Below are 24,443 nucleotides of genomic sequence, written 5' to 3'. Positions count from 1 at the left end.
TCAGCCCGGCTTGGCGCCCGCCTTCTCGCCGTAGCGGTTGATGGACTCGCTGACCTGGGCCATCCGCCGCAGCGCGGCCAGCATCGAGTCGCCGAGGACGGTGCCCACGGCGACGCCCTCGGCGGCGTCGTCGAGCGAGGGGGACCGGTCGATGTAGTCCAGGTCCGCCTTCGCGACCTCGCCCGCGGCGCGCGCGTAGCGGGGGAGCAGGTCGGCCATGCCGGGGTGGCCCAGGTCGTCGGCCGTGGCCAGGACCGCCGCCAGCGCCTGGGCCGCGGGGTGGTCGCTGGGGCAGGACCAGCCCAGGTCGTCGAGCAGCCGGGTCACGGTGTCCTCGGCCGAGGAGCGGGTCGGGCCCTCGGTGGCCTCCGGGATCGGGAACATGGCGAGCTGCACCGTCGACAGCGTCCAGGTGAGGTCCGGCTGCGGGGCGTCGACGGTGCCCAGCACGTCCCGCACCCCCGCGATCGATAGCCCGCCGACCTCGACGAGCGCGCGCACCAGCCGCAGGCGGTGCTGGTGCTTCTCGCTGTAATCGGCCTGGTTGGGGCTGGTCCGCTCACCGGGCGGCAGCACGCCTTCGCGCAGGTAGTACTTGATCGTCGCCACGGCGACCCCGCTGCGCTTGCTCAACTCCGCGATCCGCACCCGCGCCTCCCTTGACAACCGCAGTCTAGCTACGGATAGTGGAGAGTGTCGCTATCCATACTGTTCGATCGAGGGGGTGCGGGGGTGGAGATCTCCGCGGTGGGGTGGAAGACGTGGCACCGGCCGCTGCTGGCGTTCACGGCCGCGATGGCGGTGCTGGCCGTCGTCGCGGCGGTGGGGCTGGTGGTGGACGACCGGGTGCTGCTCGGCGCGCCGGTCTGGCTCAAGCCGCTGAAGTTCGCGGTGTCGTTCCTCGCCTACGGGCTGACCTGGGCGTGGCTGCTGTCGCTGCACCCGTCGCCGCCCCGGTCGCTGCGGGTGGCGGGGACCGTGGTGGTCGGCGCGTCGGTGATCGAGATGGTGATCATCACGGCGGCTGCCGCGCGCGGGGTCGGCAGCCACTTCAACATGTCGACGCCGCTGGCCGCCGCGTTGTTCGGCGTCATGGGCCTGAGCGTGGTCGTGCTGTGGGTGGGCACGCTGCTCATGGCCGTGGCGGTCGGGGCGCGGCGGGTGGCCTCGGGGGCCGACCTGCTCGCGCTGCGCCTGGGCATGGCGCTGTCGCTGGTCGGCATGCTCGTCGGGGCGCTGATGCTGGTGCAGCCGTCGGGGGTCGTCGGGGTGTCCGGGGCGCACACCGTCGGGATGGTCGACGGCGGCCCGGGGATGCTGCTGACGGGGTGGAGCACGGTGGCGGGCGACCTGCGGGTCGGGCACTTCGTGGGGATGCACGCGTTGCAGGTGTTGCCGCTGGTGGCCTTCCTGACCAGGCGCAAGGCCGAGTCGGTGCGGACGCGGCTGGTGTCGGCGGCGGGGGTCGCCCACCTCGGGGTGACGCTGGTGGTGATGTGGCAGGCGCTGCGGGGGCAGTCGGTGGTGGAGCCGGACCCGCTGACGATCGGGGGCCTGGTGGCGGTGCTGGCTGTCGCCGGGGTCGTCGGGGCGCGGTCGAGCCGGGAGGTGGTGGCGGCATGACCGCGCTGTCGGTCGACCGGGTGCTGGCCGGGGCTGTGATCGGTGGCTTGGTGTGGCCGGCGCTGGGAGGGGCGGTGGTGCTGGCTGCCGTCCGGGTCGGCTGTCTGCGGCTGCGTCGGGAGGTGGCGGTATGACCTCGTTGTTGTTGGAGCGGTCGTTTCGGGTGGTGCCGGCTGTCGCCGGGGTTGTTGGAGCGCGATCGAGTCGGGAGGTGGTGGCATGACCCCGCTGTCGTTTGACCGGTTGTCCTGGGTGGTGCCGGTTGGGGTTGTGTTCGGCGGCCTGGTGTCGCTGACCTTGGAGGGGGTGGTGGCGGTGCTGGCTGCCGTTCGGGTCGGCTGCTGGTGGCTGCGTCGGGGGGTGGCGGCGGCGTGACCTCGTTGCTGTTCGACCTCTCGTTCTACGCGGCCGCGCCGTTCTGGTTGCTGATGATCGCGGTGCCGCTGTGGCCGTGGACGCGGCGGGTCGTCGCCTCGCCGTGGGTGGTCGCACCGGTGGTGGTGGTCTGGCTGGTGCTGGCCGCGCCCGTGTTCGGCGACCTGGTGTCGCTGGTGCTTCAGCCGACGCTGGAGGGGGCGGTGGCCTTCGTGCGGGACGAGCGGGGGCTGGCGGCGCTGTGGGCGCAGATCATCGCCTGGGACCTGTTCATCGGGCGCTGGGTGTACCTGGACTCGCGGGAGCGCGACATCCACCCGCTGGTCATGGCCCCGGTGCTGGTGCTGATGATCCTGCTCTCCCCGATCGGGCTCCCGCTGTACCTGGTGTTGCGCAAGGGGGTGACCCGGCGGTCCGCGTAGGCTCCGCTGGCGTGAGTGACTTCGATGCTGACCCGCAGTCCTTCGCCGACCAGGCCGCCGCCGTGCTGGCCGAGCGCACCGGGGTGGACGGCCACGACCTGGCCGTCGTCCTGGGGTCCGGCTGGCGCCCCGCCGCCGACGGTCTCGGCGAGGCCGACACCGTGGTGCCGATGGCCGAACTCCCCGGGTTCCTGCTGCCCGAGGCGGTGGGGCACGGGGGCACGATCCGCTCCCTCACCGTGGGGGACAAGAAGGTCCTGGTCCTGTTGGGGCGCACCCACGGCTACGAGGGGCACGGGGTGGCCCGGTCGGTGCACGCGGTGCGGACCGCGGCCGCGGCCGGGGTGCGGTCGGTGCTGCTGACCAACGCCGCCGGGTGCCTCAAGGAGGGGGTCGCGGTCGGGCAGCCGGTGCTGATCAGCGACCACCTCAACCTGACCGCCGCGTCGCCGCTGGTCGGCGCGAACTTCGTCGACCTGACCGACCTGTACTCGCCCCGGCTGCGGGCGCTGGCCCAGGAGATCGACCCGACGCTCGTCGAGGGTGTCTACGCCGGACTGCCCGGTCCGCACTTCGAGACGCCCGCGGAGATCAGGATGCTGCGGGTGATGGGCGCCGACCTGGTCGGCATGTCGACCGTGCACGAGGCGATCGCGGCGCGGGCGGCGGGGGTCGAGGTGTTCGGGTTGTCGCTGGTGACGAACCTGGCCGCCGGGATCACCGGGGAGCCGCTCGACCACGAGGAGGTCCTCGAGGCCGGGCAGGCCGCCGCGACCCGGATGGGCGGGCTGCTGCGCGAGCTGGTCTCCCGCTCGTGACGGGCCCGTCCGTGCTCAAGCCCGCGCTGCGCGACGCCGCCTACCGGTGGATCGCCGACGACCCCGACCCGGACGGGCGCGCCGAGCTGCAGGGCGTGCTGGCGCGCGCCATGGGCGGGCACCCGGCGGCGGTCGACGAGCTGGCCGACCGGATGTCCGGGCCGCTGACCTTCGGCACCGCCGGGCTGCGCGGGCCGGTGCGCGCCGGGCCGAACGGGATGAACCGCGCCGTCGTCATCCGCACGACGGCGGGGCTCGCCGCCTGGCTCTCCGCCACCGGCCACGGCGGTGGGACCGTCGTGGTGGGACGGGACGCGCGGCACGGCTCGGAGGCGTTCCACGCCGACGCCGCCGGGGTCCTCGCCGCCGCCGGGTTCACCGTGCTGGTGCTGCCCGCGCCGCTGCCGACACCGGTGCTGGCCTTCGCCGTGCGGGCGCTCGGCGCGGACGCGGGGGTGCAGATCACCGCGTCCCACAACCCCCCGGAGGACAACGGGTACAAGGTCTACCTGGACGCGGGCGCGCAGCTCGTCCCGCCCGCCGACCGGGAGATCGAGGCGGCCATCGCAAGCGCGCCCGCCGCGGTGTCGGTGCCGCGCTCGCCGGGGTGGACTGTCCTCGACACCGCCGAGGCCGACTACATCGCCGCCGCCGCCCGCCTGCCCCGGGGCACGGCGCGCACCCTGCGCGTGGCCGCCACGGCGCTGCACGGCGTCGGCGCGCAGACCCTCACCGCGGCGCTGGCCGCCGCCGGGTTCACCGACGTTACCCTGGTCGAGGAGCAGGCCAGGCCCGACCCGGACTTCCCCACCGTGCGCTTCCCGAACCCGGAGGAGCCCGGCGCCGCCGACCTGCTGCTGGCCAAGGCCGCCGAGATCGACGCCGACCTGGCCGTGGCACTGGACCCCGACGCCGACCGCTGCGCCCTCGGCGCCCGCTTCCCCGACGGCTGGCGCATGCTGACCGGCGACGAGGCGGGCAGCCTCCTGGGCGAGCACGTCCTCGCCACCACCCCCGGCCCGGACCGCTTGGTGGCCAACACCATCGTGTCCTCGTCGATGCTCGAGGCCATCGCCGCCGCCCACGGCGCCCGCCACGACGCCACCCTCACCGGCTTCAAGTGGCTGGTGCGCGCGGGCGACGGCCACGGCACCGGCCTGGTGTTCGCCTACGAGGAGGCCCTGGGCCTCTGCGTCGACCCCACCACCGTCCGCGACAAGGACGGCATCTCCGCCGCCGTCCTCGCCTGCGACCTGGCCGCCACCCGCAAGGCCGGGGGCACCGACCTGCCCGCGGCCCTGGACGCCCTCGCGGTCGCTCACGGCGTGCACCTGACCAAGCAGATCTCCCTGCGCGTCACCGACCTGAGCCGCATCGCGACCCTCATGTCCACCCTCCGCGCCACCCCGCCCACCACCCTCGCGGGCACCCCGGTGACCCCCGAGGACCTAGCCCCCCGAGCCGACGTCCTCCGCTACACCGGCGACGGCCTCCGCGTGATCGTCCGTCCTTCCGGCACCGAGCCCAAGCTCAAGGCCTACCTCGAGGTCGTCACCCCGGTCACCGCAGACCTCCCCACAGCCCACACCACCGCCCAGTCCCGCCTGACCACCCTCACCGAGGACGTCAACGCCCTCCTCGCCTAGCCCCCCGCTCGCCTGGCGGGCACATCGTTCGCGCGGTTGGCGGCGTCGAGGGGACACGGCGTCCTCATGAAGGTCGAACTGGTCACCGTCGACGGCCACCTCGCGGGCTTCGCGGTGATCGGGGGCGACGTCGACGACGCCGGATCGTGGAACGTCGCCGAGTTCTCCGTCGCCCGCCACCACCGCCGTCGAGGCGCGGGCGGCGACTCCGCTGAGTAGGTCCGGACAACCCGGGTGCCGCCTGGCTTCGCACGCGACCCGGCGGTCCTGCTTGCTTGGGCGCGCTGACGACGGCAGCCTGGACCCCGTGCCCAGGTTGCTGATCGTCCACCACACGCCGTCCCCTGCCTGCCAAGCCCTCTTCGAGGCGGTCCTCGATGGCGCCGGCGACCCGGAACTGTCCGAGGTGGAGGTCGTCCGCCGGGCGGCGCTGTCCGCGACGGCGTCCGACGTGCTGGCCGCTGATGGGATCATCCTGGGGACGCCCGCGAACATCGGGTACATCTCCGGGGCGCTCAAGCACTTCTTCGACACCGTCTACTACCCCGTGCTGGACCAGGCGGCCGGGTTGCCGTTCGGCGCCTACGTCCACGGCAACCAGGGCGCGGAGGGCGCGGTCAGGGCCATCGCCACCATCACCAAGGGGCTGGGGTGGGAGGCCGTCGCCGAAACCGTTGTCGTGCACGGGGAGGTCGACAAAGGAGCTCGGGAGCGGTGCTGGGAGTTGGGGGCCGCGGTGGGTGCGAACCTGCTGTCCTGAGCGGGTGCGCGGGAATCCACAGTAACCGTCCGAATGGGAGTCGACACGCTCTGACATAGTGCCTGACTAGGCGAAACAGCCATGGGCGCGGGAGCGATGCGCCGTTCGACGGGCAATCCGTCAGGCGCCCCGGTGCCCCCCGGGGAACAGCCGGTGCCCCTTCGCGGTGATGCCCCCACCGCGAAGGGCGCCCAGCCCCCGCCGGTCAGGCGGGAAGCACGGTGACGACCGAGTGCAGCAGGTGCAGCAGGGTCCTCGGGGTCGCGGGGGCGATCGTGGTCCAGGCGACGCCGTCCGGGGCGGGGCGCTGGGTCTGGAAGTAGCGGCCTGCCTCCGTGTCGAAGTAGCTCAGCACGCCGGGGGTGCGCTTGCGGGCGCCCCACTTGTCGCGGGCGGCGGTGCCGAGGTGGCCGTGGCCGAGGACTGGGCCGATCATCTCACCCAGGAGGTCGGCGTCGGTTGACCGGATGCCTCTGGCGCGCGAAGTTTTGGCGAACTCGGGCTCCGGGGCGCTCGATGCGGCGCGGAAGTCCTCCGTCGGCAGGGTGACCGACAGACCGGGGCCCGCGCCCAGCGGGGGCACCGTGGACAGCACGTGCCGGGCCAGGCCGGTGGCGTCGGCCTCCCGCGGGGACACCACGCCGTCGCGCAGGACGGCCAGGACCGCGTCGTCGCCGGTGGCGGCGGCCAGGGCGCGGACCTCGCCGCCGTGCCAGAGGCGGGCGTCGACCTCGTGGTCGGGGCGGGCCCGCAGGCCCAGCAGCCGGACGGCGCGCGGGTCGGGGGCGACCGGGCGGCCCAGGCCGCGGCGTTCGACGTCGGTGCGGCCGGGGGAGGGGACCCGCAGCACCAGCGGCAGCGGGTCCACCCCCAGGTGCTCGGCGAGCACGTCGAACTCGAGGGTCGAGAGGGACACCGGCCCGGGGCCCCGCAGGTCGGGGCACAGGGCAGGCGGGTTCGGGTCGGTCGGCGCGGGCAGGGTCAGCCCCCGATGACGCCCGGCGGGAGGCGGTGGTCCTCGCCGTCGATGTCCACCGACTCGCTGAACGGCTGCTCGGTCTGGGCCAGGTCGCGCCTGCGCCCGCCCACCTGGCGGCCGCCGCTCGCGGAGCCGGGGCCGCCGTTGTTGGCCACCGAGTCCCCGCCGTCGCCGAACCACTGGCTGCCGCCGATGGCCTCCGGGCCGAACCGGCGCGGCGCCAGCTTGTGGTCCGCGCCGCCGCCCGCGCCCATGCCGCCGCCCATCGGGGCGCCCGCCGCGCCCATGCCCGCCTGCGCGCCGTTGGCGGTCGCCGGGGCGGGCCCGAAGCCCTCCGTGCCGAACGCGCCCGCGCCCGCGAAGGTGCCCAGGATGGGCTTGCGGCCCGCGCCGTCGGCACCGCCGCTGCTGGTCAGGGGCTGGTTGCCGCTGCCCGCGCGGATGCCATCGCGCTCGCGGCGCGATTGCGACGGGTGCTGCCGAGTGCTCCCGGACGGCGTGCCGAACGTGGTGTCGGTCGGGGTCGTCCCGGCCATGGCGCCGGGGCTCAGCGGCCGCGACGCCACGGGGGTGTGCTGCGGGGTGTGCGAAGCACCGGACGAGCCGGTGCTGTGGCCGCCGCCGACAACGCCGACACCGCCTTGGCCGCCGTGCCAGCCACCGCCGTGCCAACCGCCGTTGTGCTGGGGGCGGTGCGGCTGGTGGTCGTGCTGTCCGCCGACCTGGATGTGGCCGGTGAACGAGTTGGCGTGCGTGCTGCCCTGCACGCCCTCACCGCGCCTGCCGCGTCCGGTCTCGACCTGCATGACCACCGGGGACGCGGTGAAGCCGACCACGGTGGACAGGTTCGTGGTGGTGTTGAGCTCGTAGGCGGCCATGACCTCGAAGGCCTTCTGCTCGCCCGCCGACACCGCGGCCTCGATCGGCTCGGCGTCGTTCTGCACCGCCGCCACCGTCGCCGCGGGCGGGACCAGCGGGTCCGGCTGCTGGCTCGGGGCGTCCTCCGGGGCGGGCATCTCCGCGCGCGCCTTGGCGATGTGGTCGGCCTGGTTCTCCACGACCACGCGCATGCCCTGCGCCTCGGTGGCGCTCTCGGTCGCCCACGCCGCCAGCGGGGCCAGCCGGTCGTAGGCGACGCCCGCGGCCGGACCCGTCCACTGCTCGGAGGTCGCGCCGAGGCGGGCGGCCAGGTCCTGGCCGATCTCGGTCAGCGCCGCGTTCAGCGCCGCCCAGCGCCGCGACGGGTCGGCGGAGGCCTGCGCGCCGGGGCCCTCGTGCAGCATCTGGTACAGCTCTTTGTGGGTGAAGCCGCGCCAGCGCTTCACCTCGTCGGTGATCTCGGCCTGCTCGGTCATACCTGTGTCCCCTTGCCCCTGGTCGACTCAGGACTGGCGCCGGACTGGGCGCTCAGTCCGCGCCCTTCTGCGTGACGGTCGCGGAGTTGTCGTCCTCCAGCAGCCGGTACCCCTCGGTGATCTTGTCCAGGCTGTGCACCGCCGTGCTGAGCTGCTCGCGGAACCCCCGCAGCGCCAGCAGCGCGGCCTTCTCCTGGTCGTCGGCGGTCAGACCGTTGACCGCCCTGGCCGCGTCGAGGCTGACCGGGTCGTTGGCCCACTGCTCCACGCGCAGGCCCAGATCGTCCAGCCGCAGCTCCGCGTCCAGGCGGGACAGCGCGTCGGCGAAGGCCGTCCGCAGGGCGGGGACCGCCTCCGGTGCGACGTTCAGCACGTCGAGCGGGCCGGGGAGCGACCCCTGCGACCCGCCGTTGTTGCCTGGTGCCACGGCTCCTCCTGGTCACTACCTGTGGTGTGACAACTCTAGCGAGTGTGCAACCTCGGATACGACTGTTCTCGTGCCATGTCATAGACGTGCAGCACGCGGTAGCCGTTCCGCAACCCGGCGGTTTCCCACCGTCGCGCTCAGTACAACGTCCGGCACCAGCGGTTGGTCACGCCTCGTCGCGCAGGACGAGCTCGCGCAGCTCGTCGCTGCCGCAGGCGTACTCGAAGCCCAGCTTGTCGGCCACCCGCGCGGACGGCGCGTTCCCCGGGTGGTGGCGGTACCAGATCTCGCGCAGCCCCAGCGCGCCGAAGCCGAACCGCAGCACCGCGCCCAGCGCTTCGGTGATCATCCCACCGCCCCGGTGCTCCGGCCGCGCCCAGCAGCCCGCCTCGGCGATCCCGGCCCCGACGTCGAGGTTCTTGAGCATGACCTCGCCCAGCAGCTCGCCGGTCGTCGGCTCGGCGATCGCCCAGGACATGCCGGTGTCCTCGGCCCAGCCCCTGGTCCGCAGCGCCACGTAGGCGTCGGCCTCGGCCAGCGTCGACACCGACACGTGCGAGACCCACCGCGCCAGCTCGGCGTCGGCGAAACCCGCCAGCAGCGCGGGTCGGTCGTCCATCAGGCGGTCCGCCCGCAGCGCGCGCAGGTAGTACCTGCCTACGTTGATCTCCACCGGTTCCACGTGGTCAACGCTAGCGCCGGCGGCGCGCGGTGAAGTAGAGAACCGCCGGGATGGCCAGCAGCGGCAGGGCCAGGCCGCGGGTCAGCACCAGCAGCACGAGCGCCACGACCAGGGCGAGCACCACGGGCGGCGTCAGCCACGGCGCCGGGGCGGCGACCTGGCGGGGCTGCGGCGGGGCGGGCGCGGTGGCGAACGAGGGGCGGGGCGGGGGCAGGTCGTCGAACAGGGCGGCCAGCTCGCCGCGGGTGCGGGCGGCGGCCACCCGGGCGGTGCGCTCGCCGTACTCCTCGATGTCGAGCCTGCCCGCGGACATGTGCTCGCCCAGGGCGCGCAGCGCGGCCTCCCGCTCGGCGTCGCCGACGCGCATCCGGGATTCGTCGCCCACCCCACGATCGTACGGGTCAGGAGGAGCGGCGCTTGAGGCCCTCGGCCAGCACACCGGCCGCGATGGTCACCAGGACCGCGACCACGATCGTCCACCACAGCCCGGTGAAAACGGTCAGCACGACCGCCCCCGGGACGCCCAGCAGCAGGACCAGCCCGGCCAGCAGGTTGAGCGCCTCGCTCGCGGGCGTCGCCTCCAGCCCCGGGGCCGGTGGCGCCTTCCTGCCCACGACCGGGCCCACCGAGGTGCGCAGGGCGCGCAGCGGGCTCACCGCGGCGCTCATGTCCGGGTGCGGGGCGGGCAGGTCGGTGAACAGCGACTCGATCTCCGTGCGCGTGTGCGCGGCGGTCGCGCGCACGCGGCGGAACTCGTACTCGGCGAGGTCCAGCCGCCCGGTTGACAGGTGTGTCTCGAGCAGCCGGACCGCCTCGTCGCGTTCACCGGCACTGACCCGGATGTCCGGGCCACGACTCTCGGCCATGGCCCGGATCGTATTCCGAGCTTCAGTCCTTGATCTCGCAGATGACCGAGCCCGTGGTGACCGTCTCGCCCTGGGCCACGCCCAGGCCGGTGACGGTGCCCGCCTTGTGCGCGGTCACCGGGTTCTCCATCTTCATGGCCTCGAGCACCACGACCAGGTCGCCCGCCTCGACGGTCTGCCCGTCCTCGACCGCGATCTTGACGATGGTGCCCTGCATCGGCGCCGCCACCGCGTCGCCGGAGGCCGCCGCGCCGCCCTTGCCGCCCGCGCGCTTGCGCGGCTTGGCCTTGGCCGCCGCGCCGCCACCGCCGGTGCCCAGGGCCAGGTTGCCCGGCAGCGACACCTCCAGGCGGCGCCCGCCGACCTCGACGACGACGTTCTGGCGGGGCTCGTCCTCGCTCGCGTCCGCACCGCCGGTGAACGGCTCGATGGTGTTGTCGAACTCGGTCTCGATCCAGCGCGTGTGGACGGTGAACTTCTCGCCGTCGCCCAGGAACGCCGGGTCGCGCACGATCGCCCGGTGGAACGGGGTCACGGTGGCCATGCCCTCGACCACCAGCTCGTCGAGCGCGCGGCGGGAGCGGGCGATGGCCTGGTCGCGGTCGGCGCCGGTGACGATGACCTTGGCCAGCAGCGAGTCGAACTGGCCGCCGATGACGGTGCCGGACTCCACACCGGAGTCCACGCGCACGCCGGGGCCGTCCGGGGCGACCCAGCGGGTCACGGTGCCGGGGGCGGGCAGGAAGCCGCGACCGGCGTCCTCGCCGTTGATCCGGAACTCGATCGAGTGGCCGCGCGGGGCCGGGTCCTCGGTGGAGCGCAGCTCCTCGCCAGCGGCGATGCGGAACTGCTCCAGCACCAGGTCGACGCCCGCGGTCTCCTCGGAGACCGGGTGCTCGACCTGCAGGCGGGTGTTGACCTCGAGGAAGGAGATCGCGCCGTTGGCGCCGACGAGGTACTCGACGGTGCCCGCGCCGGAGTACCCGGCCTCCTTGCAGATGGCCTTGGCCGAGGAGTGGATCTGGGCGCGCTGCTCGTCGGTGAGGAACGGCGCGGGGGCCTCCTCGACCAGCTTCTGGTGGCGGCGCTGCAGCGAGCAGTCGCGGGTGCCCACGACGACGACGTTGCCGTGCTTGTCGGCCAGCACCTGGGCCTCGACGTGGCGCGGCTTGTCCAGGTAGAGCTCCACGAAGCACTCGCCGCGGCCGAAGGCGGTGACCGCCTCGCGCACCGCGGAGTCGAACAGCTCCGGGATCTCCTCGATGGTGCGGGCGACCTTGAGGCCGCGGCCGCCGCCGCCGAAGGCGGCCTTGATGGCCACCGGCAGGCCGTGCTCCTGGGCGAAGGCGACGATCTCGTCCGCGCCGCCCACCGGCTCCTTGGTGCCGGGCACCAGCGGGGCGCCCGCGCGCATGGCGATGTGCCGCGCGGTGACCTTGTCGCCCAGGTCGCGGATGGCCTGCGGGTCCGGGCCGACCCAGTTCAGCCCGGCGTCGATGACGGCCTGGGCGAAATCGGCGTTCTCGGACAGGAACCCGTAGCCGGGGTGCACCGCGTCGGCGCCGGAGCGCTTGGCCGCGTCCAGCACCTTGTCGATGTTCAGGTAGCTCTCGCCGGGGGTGGCGCCACCCAGGGCGAACGCCTCGTCGGCCAACCGGACGAACAGCGCGTCCCGGTCCGGGTCCGCGTACACCGCGACACTGGCGAGGCCGGCGTCCTGGCAGGCACGGATGACCCGCACGGCGATCTCACCCCGGTTGGCGATGAGGACCTTGCTCAACGCCTTCGACTCGGACACGCCGTTCCTCCTTGGCTCGCACGGGCTGCTGGCAGTTTACGGATCGGCCGCGTTCGCGGAACCGAGACAACCCCCACAATGGCGGATAATGGGCCGCCAGGGCGCTTTTTGCTGCGGAGGTGACAACGTGTCGCGACCATTTGCCCCGCGGGGCCTGCTCCTGGTGGCGCTTTTGTGCGCGGTGGTCGCCGTCGGCGCGTTGGTGGGGGCCGCGGCCTTGCGCGATCGCGGTCCGGAGCCCGCTGACTCGGCGAGCGCGCCACCGGTCCCGCCGACCCCGGGCGTCGGCCAGGACGGCTGCCGCACCGGCGAGGCGTGCCAGCCGCTGGGCCGGGCCAGGGCGGGCAGCACCTACCTCGACCTGATCGGCGACCCCGGCGGCGCCTCCGGCCGGGTCCGCATCGGCGGCCCCACCACCAGCGAGATCATCGAGATCACCGTCGTGGACTCCGGCGTCACCCTCGGCCCGGACTCGCTGGTCTGCGGCGGGGACGCCTTCTTCACCGCCTGCCTGGTGCGCGGCACCGGCCCGGACGGCGTGGCGGGCCAGGTCATCTCCGGCCGGTCGGGCAAGTGGAGCGCGGGCACCGTCGCCTTCCACTCCGACGCGGGCCTGCTGACCCTGGGCAACACCGACGTGGACTCGGCCCCCGAGGTGCTCGCCGCGACCCGCGTCCGGCCGGGCAGCGACCGCGTGCGATTGGTCGTCTACGACGTGGTCGGCGGCGACCCGGTGGGCTGCACGCGCGAGTACCCGGGAGTGCGGTCGCTTCCCGGGTACCCAGCGGTGTCGATCACCAAGGCGGCGCTGCGGCCGTGCGCCTAGACCGGCTCGCGCTCCTCGGCGGACGTCTCCGCCCCGTCGCGCACGAGGCCCCCGCCGCGGGCGACCGGGACCGGGACGGTGACCTGACCGGCGGCGTTGGTCGCGGTGCGGGCCATGTCCAGGATCGGGTCGATGCCGTGGACGATCGCCACGCCTGCCGCGACGCCCTCGGGCGCCAGGCCGATCGTGGACCGGGGCAGCGTGGTGAACCAGCCGGGGGCGCCCGCCGTGGCGAAGGCGCCGAACACGGCCGCGATGTCCGCGTGCTGCACGGGCTCAACGAGGTGCCGACCAGGCCAGCGACGTCTGCCGGTGCCCCTCTCAGTTTGTGGAACGCCAGAGCCGAGTCACACTGACACCCACCCGGACCAGCAGCGATCGCGTCAGCGGCAGGCTGATCCCCACCACGCTCGACGGGTCGCCCTCGATCCGGGTGACGAACCACCCGCCGAGCGCGTCGAGGGTGAACGCGCCCGCCACCTGCAACGGCTCGCCGGTGGCGACGTAGGCGTCGAGCTCCTCGGGCGCCGGGTCGGCGAAGTGCACCCGGGTCGTCTCCGCCGCCGAGGCGGTCGCCACGACCTCGCCGCCCGCGAGGCGGACCACGCTGTGCCCGGTGAGCAGGTCGCCGTGGCCGCCCGCCATGGCCCGCCACCGCCGCAGGGCCTGCTCGGCGGTCCGCGGCTTGCCGACCATCTCCCCGTCGATGTGCAGCATCGAGTCGCAGCCGACCACCACGCAGTCGGGGTGCTCGGTGGCGACGTCGGCCAGCACCGCCCGCGCCTTGGCCTCGGCCAGCGCCACCACGAGCTGCTCGGGGGCGGGGTCGGTGAGCGCGGCGGCGACCGCGTCCTCGTCCACGCCGGACACCCGGACGACGGGGTCGACCCCGGCCGCCTTGAGGACGCTGAGCCGGGCGGGGGACTGGGAAGCGAGGACCAGGCGCACGGCGGCAGGCTATCCGCTCGGCTCAGCCGAGGCCCGGCACGGTGACGCTGGTCTTGGCCAGGTCCAGCACCAGCGTCGGGTTGGCGCCCGCCGGGGTGATGTGCGGCGCGTCCGTGCTGCCGATGACCAGGGCCAGCCGGTGGCCCGCCGGGAGCGTGTGGTCGGTCGCGGCCAGCTCGAAGCTGATCGTGTACGGGGTCCCGGGGGTCAGCTCGTCGCGGATCCCCAGGCCCGCGTGGTGGCCGAGGTCCGCCCAGCCCCGGGCGATGACCGTCTGCGGCGCCGTCGTCGTGGTGGTCCCGGTGTCCAGGTAGCAGGAGCTGTCGTCCGGGGTGCTGGGGCCCCAGCAGGAGCGGGTGGGCAGGTTGGTGATGCCCTCGCCCGCCCGGGTCGTGGTGGGGCCGAGGTCGACGAGCAGGGCGGTCAGGCGCGCCGCGGACTGGTCGGGGGTGGCGGTGATGGTGACCGAGGGGGTGCCGGAGACGCGGGTCTCGGCGGGCAGGGCCGCCGACTGGTAGAGGACGCGGGCGGGGGAGGCGCTGTCCGGGGCGGTGATCCAGGTGTCGGAGGCCGAGCGGTCGTCGGTGAGGGCGGCCGTCGCGCCCGCCGGGGGCGCGGTGGTCGTGAGCGCGCCGACGCCCGCCGTGGGCCCGGGGGTGGGGCGCAGCGTGGTCGAGGTGCGGCCGACCGGCCACGCCGGGTCGTCGCGCCAGGTGTCGGGGGCGACCTCGACGGTGGCGCGCGGCTCGCGGTCGACGCCGTTGTCGAGGTCGAGCAGGTAGTGGTCGAACCAGCGGTGCAGGGCCTCGACCCAGGCGCGGCGGCGGAGGTCGAACGGGTCGACGTGGCCTGCCTGCGACAGCCAGACCTTGCGCTCGACCGAGGCGGGCAGCGCCGACCACCACCGGCCGAAGTGCTGGGACTTGACGTTGAGGTCGTTGAGGCCGTGGACCGCGAAGACGCTGGCCTTCACGTTCGCGGCCGAGGCCCGGTAGTCGCGGGCGCGCCACATCGCGGTCAGGTCGCCGCTGTCCGGGGCGCCCGCGACGAGTCCGGCCTCGACCGGCGCGCAGCCCGCGGCGGCCCCGGGGTTCTCCACCACCGCGGCCAGGTCCGCCGGGGCGCCGGTCGTGAGGACCGCGCCGTTCGCGCGGTAGTAGTCGTACCAGGAGGAGATCGCCGCGATGGGCACGATCGTGCGCAGGCCCTCCACGCCGGTGGCCGCGACGCCGTTGGCGACCGTGCCGTCCCAGGACTTGCCGATCATGCCGACCGCGCCGGTGGCCCAGGACGCGCTGACCTCGCTGCCGCCCGCCGCCGCCGTGTACCCGGTCGCGCGGCCGTTGAGCCAGTCGACGACCGACTTGGCCGCGGCGACCTCCGCGGGCCCGCCGACGTCGACGCAGCCGGTGGAGCGGCCGGTGCCGGGCAGGTCGACCTGCGCCACCGCGTACCCGCGGGGGACGAAGTAGTTGTCCAGGTAGAGCGGGAAGGCCACCGGCCTGCCCGCGCTGTCGTAGGCCTTGCGATCGGCCTCGTTGCCCCGCCCCAGCGTCGCGTAGTACGGGCCGGCGTCCATGATCACCGGGACCCGGCCCGGCGCGTCGGCGGGCCGGATGATGTCGGCCGCGACCCGCACCCGGCGCCCGTCCGGAGCCGTCTGCCCGGTGTCGACCCACACCGTCTCGCGCACGGCGGACTCGTAGGAGTGCACCGGCTCCGTGCGCTGCACCGCGACCGGCCTGCCCGGCACCGGCGCGGCGGTGACCACCAGCCCCAGCCCCGTCGACGCGGCGACGGCCAGGACCAGCAGCGCGGCGCGGGCGGTCATGTCCATGGCGCTACGGAGCGACCGGCTCCGGCGGCAGCCCCCGGTGCTGCCCCGGCCCCTGGACCGGGGCCGGGGTCCGCAGGCCCGCCGCGCAGATGATCCCCAGCACCAGCACGACCACCGGGAGGACGAGGGTGGCGCGCGCCGCCGTGGTGAAGCCGAGGTGGAACGCGTCGGTCGCCAGCCCGCGCACGTGCTCGGCGATGCTGGGCGACCAGTCGGCCGGGACGTCCGGGCCCTCCCCGCCGAACTGGCTGGCGCTGTCGGCGGCCTCGGTGATCCGCCGCACGAACTCGTCGGCGTAGCGCGGCGGCAGCTTCCGGGCGTACTCCTCGGCCGCGCGCGGGATCGCCACCCCGAGCCCCACTTGCAGCAGCAGCCCCGTCGTCGCGCTCCCGAGCACCCCGCCGACCTGCCGGGAGGTGTTGAACACGCCCGACCCCGCGCCGACCAGGCCCGGCGGCAGCCCCGCCGTCGCGGTGGCCGTCAGCGGGGAGAACACCAGCCCGATCCCGATGCCCGCGACGACCAGCCCCGGCACCAGGTCGTCCGGGTCGGCCCCCGGCACGGCGAGCACCGCCAGCGCCGCGGTCCCCGCCGCCAGCCCGCTGAGCCCGGTGATGATCAGCGGCTTGGCCCCCACCCGGGCCACCACCCGGCTCGCGACGACCGCCGCCACCCCCGCCGCGAGGGCCATCGGCAGGCACAGCACCGCCGACTCCACCGCGTCCAACCCGAGCACCGTCTGCGAGTAGATCACCAGCGGCAGGAACATGCCCGTCGTGGCGAACCCCAGCGCCGCGTGCACCAGGTTCGCGAACCCGAAGTTGGGCACCCCGGCCAGCGCGGGCGGCACCAGCGGGTCGGGCCGGGGCCGCCGCTGCCACACCACGAACCCGCCGACCAGCAGCAGCCCGACCCCGATCACCGGCAGCACCCCGATCGGCCCGACGATCGTCCCCCACCGGTAGTGCTGCCCGTTCTGCAACCCGAACACCACCAGCCCCAGCCCACCCGCCGCCAGCGCCGCCCCCACCCCGTCGAACCGCACCCTCCCGCTGGGCCGCCAGTCCGGCAGCAGCACCACCGCCAGCACCAGCCCCACCAGCCCGATGGGCAGGTTCACCAGGAAGATCGCGGGCCACCCCACGTGCTCCACCAGCACCCCCCCGATCACCGGCCCCGCGATCGTCGCCACCCCCGCCACCCCGCCCCACACCGCGATCGGCGCCGTCCGCCGCTCAGCCGGGAACAACCCGCTGATGAACGCCAAGGTCTGCGGCGTCATCAACGCCGCCCCCAGCCCCTGCGCGGCCCGTGCCGCGATGAGCGAGCCGGCGGAGGTCGAGAGCCCGCACCACAGCGAGGCCCCCAGGAACACCACCAACCCGACGACCAACACCCGCTTGGGCCCGAACCGATCCCCCAACCGCCCCGTCACGAGCAGGGGGACGGTGTTCGCCAACAGGTAGACGCTGTTGACCCACACCACCTGGTTCAGCGTCGCGTCCAGGTCCTCCAACATCGCCGGGATGGCCACGGTGACGATGGTCGAGTCGAGCATGACCATGAAGAAACAAGCGCACAACGCGCTCAGCGCCACCCAGGGATTCCGCACCGGACCAGGGTAGATGCCCCACCACGACCCTCGAACCAGCGCGCCCACGCCAACGAGCCGCCCGAGCGAAGAAACCGTTCTCCGAGGAAGACACCCCCCGGCACGCTGTGCCGGGGGGTGTCTGAATAGCTGCTTACCTGCGGTGCGCCGAAGCCCGCCACGCGCCTGGCCCATGCCGGAGCCCGCCGCGCAGCTGCGCCTCCTTGTCGGCCCACCCCGACGGCTGCTCGGGGCTCGACTCCTCGCCACCGCCGCTGGCGGCGGCCGCCACCACCGCGCTGAGCGCGGCCAGCTCGACGTCGTCCGGGTTGCCCCGGACCACGGTGAGCAGCGGCTTGGGGGGCTGCTGGTCCTCGGGTGTCTCGCTCAAGACCTGCTCCTTACAGCGGGATGTTGCCGTGCTTCTTGGGCAGGGAGGTCTCGCGCTTGTCGCGGAGGATGCGCAGGGCCCTTGCGACGTTGCCGCGGGTGTGGGACGGGGGGATGACCGCGTCGACGTAGCCGCGTTCGGCCGCCTGGTAGGGGTTGAGGAGGGTGTCCTCGTACTCCTGGTCGAGCTTGGCGCGCAGGGCGTCGACGTCCTCGCCCGCGTCCATGGCGGTCTTGAGGGTCTTGCGGTGCAGGATGTTCGACGCGCCGGAGGCGCCCATGACGGCGATCTGGGCGGTGGGCCAGGCCAGGTTCACGTCGGCGCCGAGGTGCTTGGAGCCCATGACGTCGTAGGCGCCGCCGAAGGCCTTGCGGGTGATGACGGTGACCAGCGGGACCGTCGCCTCGGCGTAGGCGTAGATGAGCTTGGCACCGCGGCGGATGATGCCGCCGAACTCCTGGTCGGTGCCCGGCAGGAAGCCGGGGACGTCGACGAAGGTCAGCACCGGGATGTTGAACGCGTCGCAGGTGCGCACGAAGCGCGCGGCCTTCTCCGAGGCGTCGATGTCCAGGCAGCCCGCGAACTGGGTGGGCTGGTTGGCGACCACGCCGACGCTCTGGCCCTCGACCCGGCCGAAGCCGACGACGATGTTCGGCGCGAACAGCGGGTGCACCTCGAGGAACTCGCCGTCGTCGATGACGCGGTTGATGACCTCGTGCATGTCGTAGGGCTGGTTGGCCGAGTCCGGGATGATCGAGTCCAGCTCGGTGTCGGACTCCCCGACGCCCTCGGCGACCGAGCCGTCCTCGACGAACCCGGGGAACACCGGGGCCTCGGCCATGTTGTTCGACGGCAGGAAGGAGAGCAGCTCCTTGACGTAGCCGATCGCGTCGTCCTCGTCGTTGCCCATGTAGTGGGCGACGCCGGACTTGGTGTTGTGCGTGCGCGCCCCACCGAGCTCCTCCAGCGTCACCTCCTCGCCGGTGACGGTCTTGACCACGTCCGGGCCGGTGATGAACATCTGCGAGGTCTGGTCGACCATCACGATGAAGTCGGTCAGCGCCGGGGAGTACACGTGCCCGCCCGCGTTCGCGCCCATGATCAGCGAGATCTGCGGGACCACGCCGGAGGCCCTGACGTTGCGGGTGAAGATCTCGCCGTAGAGGCCGAGGGAGACCACGCCCTCCTGGATGCGCGCGCCGCCGCCCTCGTTGATGCCGACGATCGGGCGGCCGGTCTTGATCGCCAGGTCCATCACCTTGACGATCTTCTCGCCGTAGACCTGGCCGAGCGACCCGCCGAAGACGGTGACGTCCTGGGAGAACACGCAGACCGGGCGGCCGTCGACCGTGCCGTAGCCGGTCACCACGCCGTCGCCGTAGGGGCGGTTCCTCTCCAGGCCGAAGTTGGTCGACCGGTGCCGGGCCAGGGCGTCGAGCTCCACGAACGAGCCGGGGTCCAGCAGCAGGTCGATCCGCTCGCGGGCGGTCTTCTTGCCCTTGGCGTGCTGCTTGTCCACCGCGCGCGCGGACCCGGCGTGGATCGCCTCGTCGTCGCGCCGGTACAGGTCGGCCAGCTTGCCCGCGGTCGTGTGGAGGTCCGGCTCGACCTCGGGGGCCTGGCCGATCGGCTCGGTCGCGCTGCTCATGAGCCAGCACCATAGCGACCTGGGGCCGTTCGCAGCGGGTCGCGTTGGGCACATCACGGACTTGGCCGGGACCGGTCGCCGGTTCGGCTTGACCTCCAGCGCGGTGGAGGTCGCAGGCTGTGACCACGCCCCCGGGGGCGGTCTGTCCCGCTCCGACCTGCCCGGGCCCCGGGGGCGGCCCTACCCTGGTGCCATGTCCGCACTCGACGCCGAGGCGCTGCGCGCCGAGCTCGGGGGCCGGTACGCCGCGGTCGACGTCGTGGCGGCCACCGGGTCCACCAACGCCGACCTGGTCGCGGCCGCCGCGAGCGCTGCCGACCGCACCGTGCTCATCGCCGACGAGCAGACCGCCGGGCGCGGCCGCCGCGCCAGGACGTGGGTGTCGCCGCCGGGGTCCGGGCTCTACCTCAGCGTGCTGCTGCGCCCCGACGGCGTGCCGCTGGCCAGGTTCGGGTCGCTGGCGCTGGTCGCCGGGGTCGCGCTGGTGCGCACCGCCCGCGCCGCCGGGGTCGCGGCCAGCCTCAAGTGGCCCAACGACCTGCTGGCAGGCAGCTCGCTGGCCAAGTGCGCGGGCGTGCTCGCCGAGGTCGCCGACACCGGGCCGGACCCGGCGGTGGTGGTCGGCATCGGCCTCAACGTCGGCCCGCTGGGCACCGCCGTGCCCGCCGGGCCCGGCGGGCTGCCGCCGACGTCGCTGGCCCAGGAGGGCGGCGACGCCGACCGGGGCCGGGCGGCGGCGACCCTGCTCGCGGCCTTCGACGAGGCCGAGTCGGCCTGGCGCGGGTCCGGCGGCGACCTGGGGGCCGCGGGCCTGCTCGCGCAGTACCGGGGCGCCTGCTCGACGCTGGGCCAGCGGGTCCGGGTGGAGCTGCCGGACGGGACCGACCTGCACGGGCTGGCCGTCGACGTCGACGAGGCCGGGCAGTTGGTGCTCGACGTCGGCGGCGGCACGCGCACCCTGTCCGCGGGCGACGTCGTGCACGTGCGGCCGACGGGCTGAGAGCTTCCGCGCACGGCGGCGCCGACCGCGAGTACGGTTACCCGCGTCATCAGGGATGGTTCAGGAGGCGGACGTGGGGTACCCCGACGACTTGCTCAGCAGTGGCGAGACCGTCCTGCTGCACAAGCACTCGCACTGGAAGATGCTGCTCCTGCCGTACTTCGCCCTGCTGGTCATCCTGGGCGGCGGCGTCTGGCTGGCGGTCCTGGCCCAGGACCTGGACTGGGCGAACATCGCCTGGATCGCCATTGGCGCGGTCGGCCTGGCCCTGGTCGTCTGGCTGTTCCTGGTGCCGTTCGTGCGGTGGCGCACCACGCACTTCATCGTCACCACCGACCGCGTGATGATCCGCGAGGGCGTGGTCAAGCGCAACGGCGTCGACATCCCGCTGTCGCGGATCAGCAGCGTGCGCTTCGAGCACGGCATCGTCGACCGGATCGTCGGCTGCGGCACCCTGGTCATCGAGTCCAGCTCGCAGGAGCCGCTGGAGTTCGACGACGTGCCGCAGGTCGAGCGCGTGCACAGCACCATCTACAAGCAGATCAACGACAACCCGTACGACGACTACGACGACCAGCCCGCGGGCGCGGGCGACACCGCGCAGTTGCCCGCGCACGACCCGCGCGACCGCCGGGGACACTGACCCGTGGGCGCCAGGGACGTCGGCCTGCCCGACCGGGCGCGGGCCGAGGGCCTGCCGGACCGGGTGGCGATCTGGGAGGTCGGTGCCCGCGACGGCCTGCAGAACGAGCGGGCCGTCGTGCCCGTCGAGGTCAAGCTGGAGTTCCTCGACCGCCTCGCCGACGCGGGCCTGCAGACCCTGGAGGCGACCAGCTTCGTGCGCCCCGAGTGGGTGCCGCAGCTCGCCGACGCCGAGGAACTGCTGGCCGGGCTGGCGCGCCGCGACGGCGTCCGCTACCCGGTGCTGGTGCCCAACGAGCGCGGTCTGGACCGGGCGCTGGCCGCGGGCGTCGAGCACATCGCCGTGTTCGGCAGCGCCACCGAGACCTTCGCCAGGCGCAACCTCAACCGGTCGCTCGACGAGCAGTACGCGATGTTCGAGCCGGTCGTCACCCGCGCCCGCGCCGAGGGCCTGGACGTGCGGGCCTACGTGTCGATGTGCTTCGGCGACCCGTGGGAGGGCCCGGTGCCCGCCGCGCAGGTCGCCGCCGTCGGCGCCCGGCTGCTGGACATGGGCTGCTCGCAGCTCTCCCTGGGCGACACGATCGGCGTCGCCACCCCGGGGCAGGTGGAGGCGCTGGTGCGGGAGCTGGCGGTCCAGGGGGTCGAGCAGTCCGTGCTCGCGGTGCACTTCCACGACACCTACGGGCAGGCGCTGGCCAACACGCTCACCGCGCTGCGCCTGGGCATCACCACCGTCGACGCCAGCGCGGGCGGCCTGGGCGGCTGCCCCTACGCCGAGTCGGCCACCGGCAACCTCGCCACCGAGGACCTGGTCTGGATGCTCGAGGGCATGGGCGTCGAGACCGGGGTGGACCTGGACAAGCTGGTCGACACCAGCGCGTGGCTGGCCGGGCGGCTCGGCCGCCCCAGCCCGTCGAGGGTCGTGCGGGCGCTGCGCGGCTGATGCCGGAGCTGCACGCGGACCGCGACGGCCCGGTCCTGCTCTGGCGCCTCCCGCGACCGCTGCTCGCCATCGCCTCCGGCCCGCTCGGCGGCGGCATCGGCCTGCGCCACTGGGTCCTCAACGCGACCGTCCCCCTCAGCTACGACCGCGACGACCCCGGCGCCCACCTGGCCGAGATCGCCGCACGGCTCGGTCTGGCCGGTCCCGGTTGCGGTTTGCTGACCGGTGTCGACGTCCGGCTCGTCGCCCACCGCGCCGACAGCGGGGTCGAGGCGTGGGTGACCACCGGCATCGGCTCGGCGCCGACGTGGGCGGCCGCGCCCGCCGCGGCGGAGGCGCCCCGGGTCGGCACGATCAACGCCGTGTGCGCGCTCCCGGTCCGGCTGGCGGACGCCGCGCTGGTCAACGCCGTGGCCACCGTCGCGGAGGCCAAAGCCCAGGCGCTGCTGGAAAGGGGCGTCCCCGGGACCGGCACGTGCACCGACGCCACGGTGCTGCTCTGCCCGCCGGACGGGCCCGCCGAGGCCTACGGCGGGCCGCGCTCGACCGTCGGCGCGCCGCTCGCACGGGCCGCGCACGCCGCCGTCACCGCCGGGCTGCCTCGTTCGAGTGCTTGAGGCGCCGCTGCCCGGAGGGGAGAATCAGCGGCGACAAGATCGGCGGAACCAGCGGGCCCCACACCCCGTCCAAGCCGGGACCGGGGACCCTGCCGGTCCCGAACCCGCCCCGGAGGTGGCCGTGGCTGACCACGCAGCCCAGGTCGAGGAGCTGCTGGCCGACTACCGGCGCAGCCGCGAACAACTCGCGGACGTCCACCGCGCGCTCGCGGCCATCAGCGAGTCCGCCACCAGCCCGTGCGGCATGGTCACCGCCACCGTCTCCGCCCAGGGCGCGCTCACCGGCCTGGACATCGAGGACGGCGCGTACCGCCGCTACCGGCCCGCCGAACTGGCCCACGTCATCGTGCGCACCACCGCCGCGGCCGACGCGGTGGCCGCCCGCGCCGCCGGGCACGCCGTCGCCCCGGTCCTGCCCTCGGGCACCGACCCGGAGGCGCTGCTGCGCGGCACCGCCGACCTGGCCCCCGCCGAGATCGCGCCGCCGCGGGCGGCCGACCCCGACGACAGCTTCGAGCACCTGACCTGGCTCGAGTCCGACGCGCCGCCCCCGAGGAGGTCCTGATGCCCGCCCAGGGTCCCGGCTTCCAGGCCGACACCGACGCCCTCGCCGCGCGCGCGGGCCAGTTCGACGCCATCGCCGCCCGCGCCACGGCCATCCACCGCGACCTCGACGACGCGCTCACCGCGGCCGGGCCGTGCTGGGGCGCCGACGTCATCGGCGAGACCTTCGCCCGCGCCTACCTCGGCCCGGCCCAGGACACGCTCGGCTCGCTCGGGGCGCTGCCCGGTCTGCTCGGCGACGTCGGCGGCCGGTTCCTGTCCACCGCGCGCGCGTACGACGGCACCGACGCCGACAACGCACGCCCCTTCGGCACCACCGACGTCTAGGGGACCGGGGTCATGGGAATCGAGCTGCCCGCCGTGCTGGCAGGCCTGGCCGGGATCGTCGGCGTGGTCTGGCCCCAGGCCGACGAGGACGAGATGCGCGCCGCCGCCGGGGCCTGGCGCGACGCGGGCACGCGCGTCGGCGCGCTGTCCGGCGACGCGGACGGCGCCGCCCGCACCACCCTGTCGGCGTTCTCCGGCGAGGCTGGCGACGTGGCCGGGAAGCACTGGTCGGCGTTCGTCGCCCCGGACAGCGGCCACCTGACCGCCTCGGCCGCCCAGTGCCAGACCCACGCCGACCGGCTCGACCACGCCGCCGACCGGATCGGCGAGGCCAAGCTCGCCATCGTGCGCAGCCTGACCGAGCTGGCCAAGAACACCGACGCCGCGCACACGGCCGCCGCGGCGGGCGTGGTGGACGCGCTGCTCGGCCTGGCCACCGCCGAGCGCGGCACCGCGGCGAACATCGCCAACATCACCAGCACCCTGCTCAGCTCCATCGCGGGCGGCGACGGGGCGTACTCCAACGTCGTCAACGCCAACCCCGGCCACCACACCGGCGGGCAGGCGGGCTCCGGCCTGCCCGGTCTGGCCGACGGCCTGCTCGGCGGGCTGACCGGCGCCCCGCTGCTGGCCAACCTGGTCTCCGGGGTGCGCAACTCCGACCTCCCGCTCAGCGGGGCCGAGCAAGGCCCCGCACCGGGCGGGCTGGTGCCGAACCTGGCCGCCGGGGTGACGAACGCGCTGGGCGGCGGCGCGCACGGCCCGTCCGGCCTGGTGGGCGGGGTCCTCGACGCGGTGGGCGGGGTGGTCGACACCGTCGCCCAGACCGCCACCGGCGCGGTCTCCGCCGTCGTCGACACGGCCGCGGGCGTGGTCCACGGCGTGGCGGACGCGGTCAACCACGCCACCGGGGCGCAGCCGGGCCACGGCCTGCTCGACCCGGTCGCGGACATCGTCGACCACACCGCGGGGGCCGTGCACGACGTCACCGACCACGTGGCCCAGCAGCCGGTCCCGCAGCAGCCCGGCCCCGGTCACCCCACCCCCGATCAGCCCGGCGGGCCTGTCGTGGGTGGCGGCGGTCCGGTCGGTGGACCGCCGATCGTGGGCGACATCCCCGGCCACATCGCGAACGCGCCGACCCCGCCCACCGGCATCCCCGCCGTTGACGGCCTCCCGCTCCACAACGGCGTGCAGGCGGCCTCGGCCGCGGTGCTCGACGTCCCGGCCGCGGCTCCGTCAGCCGCCGCCCCGCCCGCGCCGTCGGCCGGGTCGGTGGGCGCGGCGCCCGGTGCGCAGGCCGGTGGCGCCCAGCTCGGTGGCGGGTCCTTCGCGGGCAACGGCCCGGTCGGCGG

The 24,443-nt window shown here is 74.6% G+C and carries 30 protein-coding genes; 16 read left to right on the top strand and 14 right to left on the bottom strand.

The window, feature by feature from the left end; genetic code table 11:
- Window positions 1–648, bottom strand: a complete 648-nt coding sequence (locus GCL84_RS04250; RefSeq protein WP_156754014.1) for a MerR family transcriptional regulator — start codon at window positions 646–648, stop codon at window positions 1–3.
- An 84-nt stretch (window positions 649–732) separates the two neighbouring features.
- On the opposite strand from GCL84_RS04250, the gene GCL84_RS04245 reads away from it, so the two are divergent.
- The 8 genes from GCL84_RS04245 to GCL84_RS04210 all read left to right on the top strand — a co-directional run bounded on the left by GCL84_RS04245 (window position 733) and on the right by GCL84_RS04210 (window position 5,644).
- A complete protein-coding gene (locus GCL84_RS04245; protein WP_235925987.1) occupies window positions 733–1,623 on the top strand; it encodes a hypothetical protein in 891 nt (296 codons plus the stop codon).
- A complete protein-coding gene (locus GCL84_RS04240; protein ID WP_156754013.1) occupies window positions 1,620–1,757 on the top strand; it encodes a hypothetical protein in 138 nt (45 codons plus the stop codon). Before GCL84_RS04245 ends, GCL84_RS04240 begins: the two co-directional genes overlap by 4 nt.
- Before the next feature lie 85 nt (window positions 1,758–1,842).
- A complete protein-coding gene (locus GCL84_RS04235; RefSeq protein WP_156754012.1) occupies window positions 1,843–1,998 on the top strand; it encodes a hypothetical protein in 156 nt (51 codons plus the stop codon).
- Window positions 1,995–2,420: an ABA4-like family protein gene (locus GCL84_RS04230; protein ID WP_156754011.1), complete on the top strand. Its 426-nt coding sequence runs from the start codon at window positions 1,995–1,997 to the stop codon at window positions 2,418–2,420. Before GCL84_RS04235 ends, GCL84_RS04230 begins: the two co-directional genes overlap by 4 nt.
- An 11-nt stretch (window positions 2,421–2,431) precedes the next feature.
- Window positions 2,432–3,238, top strand: coding sequence for a purine-nucleoside phosphorylase (locus GCL84_RS04225; protein ID WP_156754010.1), 807 nt, complete (start codon window positions 2,432–2,434; stop codon window positions 3,236–3,238).
- Window positions 3,235–4,884, top strand: a complete 1,650-nt coding sequence (locus GCL84_RS04220; protein ID WP_197523011.1) for a phospho-sugar mutase — start codon at window positions 3,235–3,237, stop codon at window positions 4,882–4,884. The genes GCL84_RS04225 and GCL84_RS04220 overlap by 4 nt, the downstream gene beginning before the upstream one ends.
- 66 nt (window positions 4,885–4,950) lie before the next feature.
- Window positions 4,951–5,103, top strand: a complete 153-nt coding sequence (locus GCL84_RS04215; RefSeq protein ID WP_156754009.1) for a hypothetical protein — start codon at window positions 4,951–4,953, stop codon at window positions 5,101–5,103.
- An 88-nt stretch (window positions 5,104–5,191) separates the two neighbouring features.
- On the top strand, window positions 5,192–5,644 hold the full coding sequence (locus GCL84_RS04210; RefSeq protein ID WP_156754008.1) for a flavodoxin family protein: 453 nt from the start codon (window positions 5,192–5,194) through the stop codon (window positions 5,642–5,644).
- Window positions 5,645–5,849: 205 nt separating this feature from the next.
- On the opposite strand, the gene GCL84_RS04205 is transcribed toward GCL84_RS04210, so the two are convergent.
- The 7 genes from GCL84_RS04205 to GCL84_RS04175 form a co-directional block, all read right to left on the bottom strand.
- Complete coding sequence (locus GCL84_RS04205) at window positions 5,850–6,560, bottom strand: ESX secretion-associated protein EspG (RefSeq protein WP_235925986.1); 711 nt, start codon at window positions 6,558–6,560, stop codon at window positions 5,850–5,852.
- A gap of 65 nt (window positions 6,561–6,625) precedes the next feature.
- Window positions 6,626–7,978, bottom strand: coding sequence for a PPE domain-containing protein (locus GCL84_RS04200; protein ID WP_156754007.1), 1,353 nt, complete (start codon window positions 7,976–7,978; stop codon window positions 6,626–6,628).
- A gap of 52 nt (window positions 7,979–8,030) precedes the next feature.
- Window positions 8,031–8,405 (bottom strand): transcriptional regulator, encoded by a 375-nt coding sequence (locus GCL84_RS04195; RefSeq protein ID WP_156754006.1) that lies wholly within the window; start codon window positions 8,403–8,405, stop codon window positions 8,031–8,033.
- Between the two features lie 166 nt (window positions 8,406–8,571).
- Window positions 8,572–9,087, bottom strand: a complete 516-nt coding sequence (locus tag GCL84_RS04190; protein WP_156754005.1) for a GNAT family N-acetyltransferase — start codon at window positions 9,085–9,087, stop codon at window positions 8,572–8,574.
- Between the two features lie 10 nt (window positions 9,088–9,097).
- Window positions 9,098–9,472, bottom strand: coding sequence for a DUF1707 SHOCT-like domain-containing protein (locus GCL84_RS04185; protein WP_328618756.1), 375 nt, complete (start codon window positions 9,470–9,472; stop codon window positions 9,098–9,100).
- A gap of 16 nt (window positions 9,473–9,488) precedes the next feature.
- Window positions 9,489–9,953 carry a DUF1707 SHOCT-like domain-containing protein gene (locus tag GCL84_RS04180; protein WP_156754004.1) on the bottom strand — a complete coding sequence of 155 codons (465 nt, stop codon included), beginning with the start codon at window positions 9,951–9,953 and terminating at the stop codon, window positions 9,489–9,491.
- A 22-nt stretch (window positions 9,954–9,975) separates the two neighbouring features.
- Window positions 9,976–11,751, bottom strand: a complete 1,776-nt coding sequence (locus GCL84_RS04175; RefSeq protein WP_156754003.1) for an acetyl/propionyl/methylcrotonyl-CoA carboxylase subunit alpha — start codon at window positions 11,749–11,751, stop codon at window positions 9,976–9,978.
- A 127-nt stretch (window positions 11,752–11,878) separates the two neighbouring features.
- Between GCL84_RS04175 and GCL84_RS04170 the strand changes: the two genes are divergently transcribed.
- Window positions 11,879–12,577 (top strand): hypothetical protein, encoded by a 699-nt coding sequence (locus GCL84_RS04170; RefSeq protein WP_156754002.1) that lies wholly within the window; start codon window positions 11,879–11,881, stop codon window positions 12,575–12,577.
- On the opposite strand, the gene GCL84_RS04165 is transcribed toward GCL84_RS04170, so the two are convergent.
- The 6 genes from GCL84_RS04165 to GCL84_RS04140 form a co-directional block, all read right to left on the bottom strand.
- Window positions 12,574–12,849 carry a hypothetical protein gene (locus tag GCL84_RS04165; RefSeq protein WP_156754001.1) on the bottom strand — a complete coding sequence of 92 codons (276 nt, stop codon included), beginning with the start codon at window positions 12,847–12,849 and terminating at the stop codon, window positions 12,574–12,576. The two genes, GCL84_RS04170 and GCL84_RS04165, sit on opposite strands and share 4 nt — an antisense overlap.
- 49 nt (window positions 12,850–12,898) lie before the next feature.
- On the bottom strand, window positions 12,899–13,525 hold the full coding sequence (locus GCL84_RS04160) for a Maf family protein (RefSeq protein WP_156754000.1): 627 nt from the start codon (window positions 13,523–13,525) through the stop codon (window positions 12,899–12,901).
- A 22-nt stretch (window positions 13,526–13,547) separates the two neighbouring features.
- On the bottom strand, window positions 13,548–15,356 hold the full coding sequence (locus tag GCL84_RS04155; RefSeq protein ID WP_156753999.1) for a Xaa-Pro dipeptidyl-peptidase: 1,809 nt from the start codon (window positions 15,354–15,356) through the stop codon (window positions 13,548–13,550).
- 10 nt (window positions 15,357–15,366) lie between these two features.
- Complete coding sequence (locus GCL84_RS04150) at window positions 15,367–16,974, bottom strand: MFS transporter (RefSeq protein WP_156753998.1); 1,608 nt, start codon at window positions 16,972–16,974, stop codon at window positions 15,367–15,369.
- A gap of 133 nt (window positions 16,975–17,107) precedes the next feature.
- Window positions 17,108–17,344 carry an acyl-CoA carboxylase subunit epsilon gene (locus GCL84_RS04145; protein WP_156753997.1) on the bottom strand — a complete coding sequence of 79 codons (237 nt, stop codon included), beginning with the start codon at window positions 17,342–17,344 and terminating at the stop codon, window positions 17,108–17,110.
- Between the two features lie 10 nt (window positions 17,345–17,354).
- Window positions 17,355–18,992 carry an acyl-CoA carboxylase subunit beta gene (locus GCL84_RS04140; RefSeq protein ID WP_156753996.1) on the bottom strand — a complete coding sequence of 546 codons (1,638 nt, stop codon included), beginning with the start codon at window positions 18,990–18,992 and terminating at the stop codon, window positions 17,355–17,357.
- A 193-nt stretch (window positions 18,993–19,185) separates the two neighbouring features.
- On the opposite strand from GCL84_RS04140, the gene GCL84_RS04135 reads away from it, so the two are divergent.
- The 7 genes from GCL84_RS04135 to GCL84_RS04105 all read left to right on the top strand — a co-directional run.
- Window positions 19,186–19,992 (top strand): biotin--[acetyl-CoA-carboxylase] ligase, encoded by an 807-nt coding sequence (locus GCL84_RS04135; RefSeq protein WP_156753995.1) that lies wholly within the window; start codon window positions 19,186–19,188, stop codon window positions 19,990–19,992.
- Between the two features lie 73 nt (window positions 19,993–20,065).
- The gene (locus GCL84_RS04130) at window positions 20,066–20,635 is read left to right on the top strand and encodes a PH domain-containing protein (protein ID WP_235925985.1); all 570 of its coding nucleotides are present in this window, start codon (window positions 20,066–20,068) and stop codon (window positions 20,633–20,635) included.
- 3 nt (window positions 20,636–20,638) lie between these two features.
- Window positions 20,639–21,580: a hydroxymethylglutaryl-CoA lyase gene (locus GCL84_RS04125; RefSeq protein WP_156753993.1), complete on the top strand. Its 942-nt coding sequence runs from the start codon at window positions 20,639–20,641 to the stop codon at window positions 21,578–21,580.
- The gene (locus GCL84_RS04120) at window positions 21,580–22,197 is read left to right on the top strand and encodes an adenosylcobinamide amidohydrolase (RefSeq protein WP_156753992.1); all 618 of its coding nucleotides are present in this window, start codon (window positions 21,580–21,582) and stop codon (window positions 22,195–22,197) included. Before GCL84_RS04125 ends, GCL84_RS04120 begins: the two co-directional genes overlap by 1 nt.
- 121 nt (window positions 22,198–22,318) lie before the next feature.
- Window positions 22,319–22,762, top strand: a complete 444-nt coding sequence (locus GCL84_RS04115; RefSeq protein WP_156753991.1) for a YbaB/EbfC family nucleoid-associated protein — start codon at window positions 22,319–22,321, stop codon at window positions 22,760–22,762.
- A complete protein-coding gene (locus GCL84_RS04110) occupies window positions 22,762–23,088 on the top strand; it encodes a WXG100 family type VII secretion target (RefSeq protein ID WP_156753990.1) in 327 nt (108 codons plus the stop codon). The genes GCL84_RS04115 and GCL84_RS04110 overlap by 1 nt, the downstream gene beginning before the upstream one ends.
- 12 nt (window positions 23,089–23,100) lie before the next feature.
- Window positions 23,101–24,443 (top strand): WXG100-like domain-containing protein (locus GCL84_RS04105; RefSeq protein ID WP_456236891.1); only part of this gene is annotated, 1,343 nt, incomplete at its 3' end.

Source organism: Actinokineospora pegani, from assembly GCF_009745975.1.
GTDB lineage: Bacteria > Actinomycetota > Actinomycetes > Mycobacteriales > Pseudonocardiaceae > Actinokineospora > Actinokineospora pegani.
This window is presented reverse-complemented; position numbering and strand designations above follow the sequence as displayed.

What these genes read in the sequence shown, in the direction of transcription:
- GCL84_RS04240 (WP_156754013.1), top strand. Translation starts at nt 1,620, where the DNA reads ATGACCGCGCTGTCGGTCGACCGGGTGCTGGCCGGGGCTGTGATCGGT.
- GCL84_RS04120 (WP_156753992.1), top strand. Translation starts at nt 21,580, where the DNA reads ATGCCGGAGCTGCACGCGGACCGCGACGGCCCGGTCCTGCTCTGGCGC.
- GCL84_RS04140 (WP_156753996.1), bottom strand. Translation starts at nt 18,992, where the DNA reads ATGAGCAGCGCGACCGAGCCGATCGGCCAGGCCCCCGAGGTCGAGCCG.
- GCL84_RS04180 (WP_156754004.1), bottom strand. Translation starts at nt 9,953, where the DNA reads ATGGCCGAGAGTCGTGGCCCGGACATCCGGGTCAGTGCCGGTGAACGC.
- GCL84_RS04200 (WP_156754007.1), bottom strand. Translation starts at nt 7,978, where the DNA reads ATGACCGAGCAGGCCGAGATCACCGACGAGGTGAAGCGCTGGCGCGGC.
- GCL84_RS04235 (WP_156754012.1), top strand. Translation starts at nt 1,843, where the DNA reads ATGACCCCGCTGTCGTTTGACCGGTTGTCCTGGGTGGTGCCGGTTGGG.
- GCL84_RS04215 (WP_156754009.1), top strand. Translation starts at nt 4,951, where the DNA reads ATGAAGGTCGAACTGGTCACCGTCGACGGCCACCTCGCGGGCTTCGCG.
- GCL84_RS04110 (WP_156753990.1), top strand. Translation starts at nt 22,762, where the DNA reads ATGCCCGCCCAGGGTCCCGGCTTCCAGGCCGACACCGACGCCCTCGCC.
- GCL84_RS04135 (WP_156753995.1), top strand. Translation starts at nt 19,186, where the DNA reads ATGTCCGCACTCGACGCCGAGGCGCTGCGCGCCGAGCTCGGGGGCCGG.
- GCL84_RS04155 (WP_156753999.1), bottom strand. Translation starts at nt 15,356, where the DNA reads ATGACCGCCCGCGCCGCGCTGCTGGTCCTGGCCGTCGCCGCGTCGACG.